Below are 7,897 nucleotides of genomic sequence, written 5' to 3' on the forward strand. Positions count from 1 at the left end.
AAAAACGGCCTGGCCGCGTACCTATGGGCCACAGACCGCGAAAGTCGTCGGCCCGCAGGGAGAGAGCATCTGGACCGATCGCTATGGCCGGGTGAAGGTGAAGTTTCACTGGGACAGACTGGCGAAGGGCGACGATACCAGCTCCTGCTGGGTGCGTGTCTCCAGCGCCTGGGCGGGGCAGGGGTTCGGTGGGGTACAAATTCCACGCGTCGGCGATGAAGTGGTGGTCGATTTTATTAACGGTGACCCGGACAGACCAATCATCACCGGGCGTGTCTATAACGAAGCCAGCATGCCGCCGTGGGCGCTTCCTGCCGCCGCCACGCAGATGGGGTTCCTCAGCCGTTCGAAAGACGGTTCTGCTGATACCGCCAACGCCCTGCGTTTTGAAGATAAAGCGGGGGAGGAGCAGGTCTGGATCCAGGCCGAACGGAATATGGACACCAATGTTAAGAATGACGCCACGAGCACCATCAACGGCAATAACAGCCACTATGTCCGTAAAAACGAGCTATTGCGTGTGGAGACCAACCAGACACTGGTCACCAAAGGGAAGTCTCTGGTATTAACGGGCAAAGATAAGCTGGAGGCGGTATCTGAACAGTATGTGGTCAGTTCGGGTACACGGCTACTACTGGCATCCGGCGAAAGCGCTATCGAACTGCTGGCTAACGGTACGATCAATCTGATTGGTAATGACTTTAACTTTTTTGTAAAAGGCGACGGGCATATCACGACCAAAGGGAAGTTGTACCTGAATGCGGATGACGGCAAAGCCGGAGTCGATGCGCCGGGTGAACGTCTGAAAGGAGATATCGATAAGGCGGTTGAGGAGTATTTCACGCCAGGAAAGGAAAATAAAGCGGGAGGGGCGGTTCCCGGTGCGGCGGCTGGCGCCCCCAAAAACAGTGCTAAACCGGTCTCCAAACCCGCCGTAACGACGGGGTTCGGTGATGATGTTGACCAACTGGCATCAAAATCCCCGACGCTAACGAATGATCTGAAAAAACTGAAGGACGATGGCTGGACCCTAAAAGAGGGTAATGAGGGATGGGGGACTATGGCTAACCGTAAGACCCAAACGATCACGGTGGATAAGGGCGCCTTGAACGACCCGGCACGAACGGTACAACTGTTGTCGCATGAGAGCGGCCACGCAATGTATACGCCCAAAGATGATTTTTCTTCCCGTGATGCTTACCTCAACAGTAAATTAAGTGATGAGGGGGCGGCTACACTGAACAATATTAAAGTTCAGCGAGAAATCCTCGCCAACGGGGGGCCTGATATCGGTATTTCAGGCAATCCGGCTAACCAAAAAAGCTATAATTCGATTTACGATTCAGTTAAGAGCGGAAAGATGACAGAAACCGAAGCGCAATCGAAAATCGGCCGAATCTTCGGACGAGGTGAACAGACATCGGTGACCGGCCAGGACTACGAAGATTATTATGGAGGATGGTATGACAAAAATTACCCGGCTAAATAAAGCCTGTGCCATCATATTCGCTAATTTACTCATGACAGGAGTTGTCGAGGCAAAAATGCAAAATGAAGATCTCTGGCAGTTTATTTCTCATCTCAGCACATCTGTTAAAACCGTTAACGTAAATACCATCAACCGCTTCGCCTTGCCGGTTACTGAGGTGTCACAAAACGATAATTTTGTCTTCTATACCAGTGATGCAGTAAAACTGGCCAGCGGTGCAACGCTGTCGGCATTCGACCTGCGGGTGAATAAAAAACCAAACAGTAAAGTGTTGTTTGCATTCGATTATGCAGGGCAATGTATCTCGCTGGGCGAGGTACGTCAGCACTATGCAAAAATGGATATTACCGATACGCCGCGTGGACATTCGGTCCATGAAGTCACCAGTCATACCGCTGCAATTGGCGACGGCCAGGAAGTCACCTTTAGTTTCGCCGAAACGAATCCGGACTGTTTAAGCAGTGTGGTGATTACCCGCGAGAAATAGCGTGTGATTCAGGCTGACATCTACGCAGCCTGAAATCCTTTTGTTGTTTATGCACGTTTAACATCCCTCTTTTTATCTGGATTGCTGTTTTTAAGTGAATGCCCCTTGCATTCATCTCAGCGATTGCAGGCGAATTATTTTCATTAAAAGGCAAATGATGAAATATCACCTCCAGGAAGGTTCCTTTCAGCTTTTCCCTGCCGCATGGCAAGACACCAGCATGACGCTTCTGCGCGATGACGAAAGTGGACTATCGGTTGTTGTCAGCCGTGGCCCCATTCCCGAAGGCAGTGATGCCGAGAAAGAATTTCATCGCCAGTGGGATCAACTGCGCACACAAATGGGCGAAGTGCAGCAGGGCGCGTTTACCCGCGTGCTTGTCGGCCCACAACAAAATATTCGTGCCGTTGAAGTTGAAACCGCCTTCTTACGTGCTGACACCCACATCTGGCAGAAGCAACTGGCGATGCAGGCGGTTGATAAACCCATGCTGCTTATTTTTACCTTCTCTGCATTGCGTCCCTTTACCGAACAGGATGCAGAACACTGGAATGCCCTCAAACAAAGTCTGACGCTGAATAACAATCGGAATGTATAAGCGATGAGTGACAAGCACGCAGCCCGTAAGGGTGACGATATCATCCATTCAAGCATCTTCGCTGATATCACCAGTATTGTGGCCGAAGGGGTTGCCTATGCGGCGATTGGGTCGGCGGTAGCCGGGATCGCGGCGGTTGCGGCACCCTTTGCCGGGGCTGGTCTGGCGGCGGCAGGGCTGGCTGCCGTCGGTTCCAGTTGCGTGCTTGGCGGCATTATCGGGGGGATTCTCACCAACGTGCTGGGTAAGGCGGATGATATCTCCAATGCGGCCAATAAACTGGGGGACTGGATTTTCCCTCCCTCTCCCGCCGGAAAAATTGACAATGGTTCGCACAACGTTCTGACCAATAAGCTGCCTGCCGCGCGCGCCGCCGGTATGCTCACGCCTGCCGGTACGCCACCGCCACCGGAACCGCAACCACCGGAAAGTTTTGCTGATTATGGCGGCATGCTGCTGTCGATGGCTGCACAGTTTGGCAGCAACATGTGGCAACCGCCGGTTGCATCCGCTGCCGAAGGCACCACGGCGCTGGAAGAGGACAAGGTGAAGTGCGACAAACACTCGCCTCAGCAGTATCTGGCGGAAGGGTCAAAAAGTGTTTTCATCAATAACCAACCTGCCGCACGCGCCAAAGACCGAACGACCTGTGAAGCCACCATCTCAGATGAGGTCTCACCCAATGTCATCATTGGCGGTGAAACACTCACCGTCCGGGATATTAAAAGCGGCAAATATCCGGGCCTGACGGTCATTATGGCGGCGACAGCCCTTATCCGGGGACGTTTCGGAACCATCCTCAAATCGATGCCTTGTGCGCTGGCTTCCGCCGCCGGGGGCATGCTGACAGATATGGCGATTAACGCCGTCTTTGGTTCATCACATCCGGTCCATGCCGCAACCGGCGTGAAGGTACTGAACGATGAGGCAGAACAGGATTTTAGCTTGCCAGGACGCTTTCCACTGGTCTGGCAACGTAGTTACAACAGCCTTACCCGTCGTGAGGGTCTTTTTGGCCTGGGCTGGGCTACCGCTTTCGATGGGTACTTACAACTGGCGGGCGACAACGCCACCTGGTTTGATGACACCGGGCGTGAGCTCAGCTTTACGCTGCCTGCCATTAACGAAGCGCTTTACAGCATCAGTGAAGGGTTAATCATCCGCCGTAACGAGCAGGGTGATGTTGCTATCGCAGACGATGATGGCGCTGTGTGGCGACTGTTCAAACCAACACGCTCTGACCCATCAATATTGCGACTGGCATCGCTCAGCGATGAGTACGGCAACATGCTGGAAACTGGCTGGGATGAGCATGGGCGACTGGTTCGTATTCATGATGCCCCCTGTGCCATTGATGTCTCGCTGTTTTATGACGATGAACGTTTCCCGACCCGGGTTACCGAGGCCCGCCATTCGGATGGTCAACAATCCTGGCGGCTGGCACGCTGGCGCTATGACCATCGTGGTCAACTGGCTGCTGTTGAAGATGCGACGGGCGTGGTGACACGTGAATTTCGCTATAACGATGACGGACTCATGGTCTGGCACCGTATGCCTGGCGGGCTGGAGAGTGAGTATCGCTGGCAGAAATTTGACCACTGGCGAGTCGTGGAAAACCGGACCAGTACCGGAGATGGCTGCCGCTTCACCTACGATTTGGCTGCGGGGTTAACCACGGTTGAACAGTATGACGGACACAAGCGTCAACACTACTGGAATGCGCAGGCATTAATTACCGCATTTGTCGATGAACGTGGGGAACGCTGGGAATTCGAATGGAATGATAACGAACAACTGACCCGCCGCATTGATCCCCTTGGGAATGTCACGACCTTTGTCTACGATGACATGGGCAATCGTATCCAGGAAATTGATCCAGACGGCAATATTCAGGCGACACAGTGGCTGGTACAGCGCGCGCTGCCTGCTGCTATCACCACGGCTGATGGCGCCACCACCCGTTTTTATTATGATGAGCACCATGGGCTGGCGCGCATCGTCGACCCGTTGGGGCAGAGTACATTGCTCAGGCGCGACGCTTTTGGCCAGGTGGTGGAAGAGGTGGATGCGGCAGGCAATACGCGTCGCCAGGAGTATAACGAGGCCGGGCAGATTATCCGCGAAACGGACTGTTCAGGGCGTATCACCCGTTATCGCTTTTACCCGCTCGGCTGGTTGCATTCGGTGAAAACACCGGACGGTGAAGAAACCCGCTATCACTACGATGCCGCTGGTCGACCGCTACAACTGGAGCGGGCGGAGGGCTGGCAGGAGTCTATCGGATGGAACCCACGTGGGCTGCCGGAATACCATATTACCCCGGATGGCAAGCGTCACGAGTTTAGCTGGGACGACGCAGGTCGGCTGGTGGCAACCCGGAATGCCTTAGGGGAAGAGGTGCGCCGTCGCTGGGACAGCCGCGACAGATTAACGGCATTGCAAAATGAAAACGGGGAGGCGTACCACTTTGAGTGGGGGGCGGACTCGCTGCTGCTTGCTGAAACAGGGCTGGATGGTGTCGCAACACAGTATGAATATGATGCCTGCCGACGCACTGTGCGTCGTACTTTCGCCGCCGGGCATTCACAGGCTTTAACGCATTTATTTCGCTGGGGCAAGGCGGGCCAACTGCTTGCCCGCAGCACGCCGGAAGGGCAGACCCGTTATCACTACTCTGCGAGCGGGCAGGTTACGCGAGTGGCGTTACATCCCCCGCTGGGTGATGACGTATGGAGTCAGGAAGCCGAACAGGAGCTGATTTTTACCTATGACGCGCTAGGGCGTGTTATCAGTGAAGAGGGTGAAAACGGCAGGCTGGGCTGGACTTATGATGCGCTGAACAACCGTACATCGGTGGAGTTACCCGACGGTCGTCATCTGAAATATTTCTATTACGGAAGCGGGCATCTACTGAGCCTGGCTCTCGATAATCTGCCGATAAGCGACTTTACCCGCGATGAATTACACCGGGAAGTCGGCCGTACGCAGGGCTTGCTGACAAGCCGCAATGAATACGATCGTCTCGGACGCATCCATCGCCGGGATGTGTTCACCGGCAATGCGCAGCGCCCGGCACCCGCACGCTGGTCACGCCGCTGGGATTACGACTACCGCAACAACCCGGTACGCGAAGAGCGTGATGATGATCCGTTCAACTGGTGTAACTGGAAATATGACAGCGCCGGGCGTCTGCTGGAACAGGACGGCACGTCCCCCGGAAAAGAGCAATGGCGCTGGGATGCGGCAGGTAATCCACTGGATAACAGCCTGCAGCAGTCTGTTCGTCATAACCGTCTCACCCGCTTAAATGGAATTCAGTGGAGCTATGACATTCATGGGCGGACCATCGAAAAAGACAACGGGCAGACGCGCTGGCACTATCGTTACGACGGCGAGCACCGGTTAACCGATGTGGTGGCAGTACCGAGGGATCGCAACAAACCACAAACGCAGGTCAGTTTCCGTTATGATCCGCTCGGCCGGCGTATCAGCAAAACACGCCAGCAGACGCTGGGGGGCAGACAGTCAGGAAAGCAGGTGACGACACGTTTTCTGTGGGAAGGTTTTCGCCTGTTGCAGGAAATTCACGACGATGTGCCCCTGACTTATGTCTATAGCGACGCGGAAAGTTATGAACCGCTGGCGCGTATTGATGGCGCAGAGGATCCGGATATCTTCTGGTTTCACTGTCAGTCGAACGGTACGCCAGAACGGATGACGGACCGTGAAGGGCATATCCGCTGGGAAGGGCAGAACAGCGCGTGGGGTAAACTGCTGCACGAGTCGATACCGCAGGAGACGGGCTATGCGCAGAACCTGCGTATGCAGGGGCAATACCTGGATCGTGAGACCGGGTTACATTATAATTTGTTTCGTTATTACGACCCGGATAGCGCCAGGTTTACCCAGCAGGACCCGATAGGGCTAAAAGGCGGGTTAAATCTTTATCGGTATGCGCCAAATCCTTTAAGTTATATTGACCCCCTCGGATTAAAACCATGCGCGCCTATTGGTGAATTTGACCGTATCACTACCGGGAAAGTCTATAGGGTCATTAGGCCCGATGAAGATCCTTTATCCGGGTTATTTTCCCTTAACCCAAATAATATAAAAACTGTTGCTGGGCATGTAACATCAGGCAGTCGCTCTCCATCTCAGTTTATATCAGCAACAAAAGATTTAAGTATTGCTGAAAAATGGGCTGCGAAATCAGGGAATCGTATTGTTGAAATAGACTTGAGTAAAGTTTCTGGTGGCGCAATTGACATATCATCCCCTAAAGGACTCGATCTCTTAGGAAATCAATTTGCAAGGCGGCTAGCTAAAGGTTCTTCAGAAGTGTTGTTTGACGGCCCCATTCCAGCGGGTGCGATTAATTCTCTTTAATAGGTTGATTATGAAAGATAATAATTTTGATTTTAATAAAACCATTATTGATGTAGTGGAAATGATTAGACTAGCTGATGATTTAGATACAAATATAATTGATAGGCTATATATGTCACTTGATAAAGTAATGACTGATTATCAAAGTACTTCGTTTATCCCAAAATTACTTGCTTATGATCTTCTTGTTCTTCATGATAATTTGGAAGGTTCTTTAAAATTTTACTCTGGTAAAGATAGTGAATATATATCAGAAGTTAATTCAAAGGTTAGTGAATATATCGAAAAAATACTTTTAAGCTAAAATAAAAGCCGGGAGGAAAATTAAATCTTCCCGGCTTTTTATTATTTAATTATCGTTCAGCACACTAAACATCCCGTCCCGCATCCCCTTAACCACCTGTTTAACCTGATAAAGTTCCTCCCGCAGTTCCTGCGCCTCGTCACTGTCAGCGATGATGGTCAGGCACCCCTGCGAAATCTTCACCGTGACACCCCGCCCGGTCTCAAATCCTGCCGCTTTCAGCCAGTCGCCCTTGAGGTGCAGGCTGGGGTGTTGTGAGTAATACCGGGCTATACCGGTTGTGCGATCTTCGTGGCGGGCTCTGACATAATGACAGGTTAAGGCGGCAGTGGTATGGTGAACGGGCGCGAAAAGGCGCGTCGGCAAAGTTTGGTTAACATGCTGTTAAATAAGTAAAAGGTGATAGCCGGGAAGCCATGAGCGGTGCGGGCGGTAGCGTGTTAAAAAGTGTGACCCCCGCTGGATCGTTCTGGTGACCCGATAGGGCTCAGGGGCGGGTTAAACTTATATCAGTATGGGTCAAATCAGTTAAGCTGGATCGAGCTTCTTGGATTAAGTTGTTCTTTTAATAGTAAATCAAATCGTTGGCGTAATAATGAGACTGGACGTTTTACTAAACGACTAACTGATCCT

Annotated in this window: 6 protein-coding genes; 5 read left to right on the forward strand and 1 reads right to left on the reverse strand. The window is 52.3% G+C overall.

The genetic code is table 11. The features are described 5' to 3' along the window. From AAIG39_RS25375 to AAIG39_RS25395, 5 genes are all read left to right on the forward strand, one after another. A partial coding sequence (locus tag AAIG39_RS25375; protein ID WP_343195034.1) for a type VI secretion system Vgr family protein occupies window positions 1-1,489 on the forward strand: 1,489 nt, incomplete at its 5' end. Then, on the forward strand, window positions 1,464-1,976 hold the full coding sequence (locus tag AAIG39_RS25380) for a hypothetical protein (RefSeq protein ID WP_125124893.1): 513 nt from the start codon (window positions 1,464-1,466) through the stop codon (window positions 1,974-1,976). The genes AAIG39_RS25375 and AAIG39_RS25380, both read left to right, overlap by 26 nt. Before the next feature lie 157 nt (window positions 1,977-2,133). Continuing rightward, on the forward strand, window positions 2,134-2,574 hold the full coding sequence (locus AAIG39_RS25385; protein WP_090089294.1) for a DcrB-related protein: 441 nt from the start codon (window positions 2,134-2,136) through the stop codon (window positions 2,572-2,574). 3 nt (window positions 2,575-2,577) lie between these two features. Continuing rightward, the gene (locus tag AAIG39_RS25390) at window positions 2,578-6,960 is read left to right on the forward strand and encodes an RHS repeat-associated core domain-containing protein (protein WP_343195035.1); all 4,383 of its coding nucleotides are present in this window, start codon (window positions 2,578-2,580) and stop codon (window positions 6,958-6,960) included. 10 nt (window positions 6,961-6,970) lie between these two features. Further along, window positions 6,971-7,264, forward strand: a complete 294-nt coding sequence (locus AAIG39_RS25395; RefSeq protein ID WP_343195036.1) for a hypothetical protein — start codon at window positions 6,971-6,973, stop codon at window positions 7,262-7,264. A 45-nt stretch (window positions 7,265-7,309) separates the two neighbouring features. On the opposite strand, the gene AAIG39_RS25400 is transcribed toward AAIG39_RS25395, so the two are convergent. Further along, the gene (locus tag AAIG39_RS25400) at window positions 7,310-7,630 is read right to left on the reverse strand and encodes a SymE family type I addiction module toxin (RefSeq protein ID WP_425503350.1); all 321 of its coding nucleotides are present in this window, start codon (window positions 7,628-7,630) and stop codon (window positions 7,310-7,312) included. Window positions 7,631-7,897 lie beyond the last annotated feature (267 nt).

Source organism: Phytobacter palmae (assembly GCF_039409775.1).
GTDB classification, from domain to species: Bacteria; Pseudomonadota; Gammaproteobacteria; order Enterobacterales; family Enterobacteriaceae; genus Phytobacter; species Phytobacter palmae.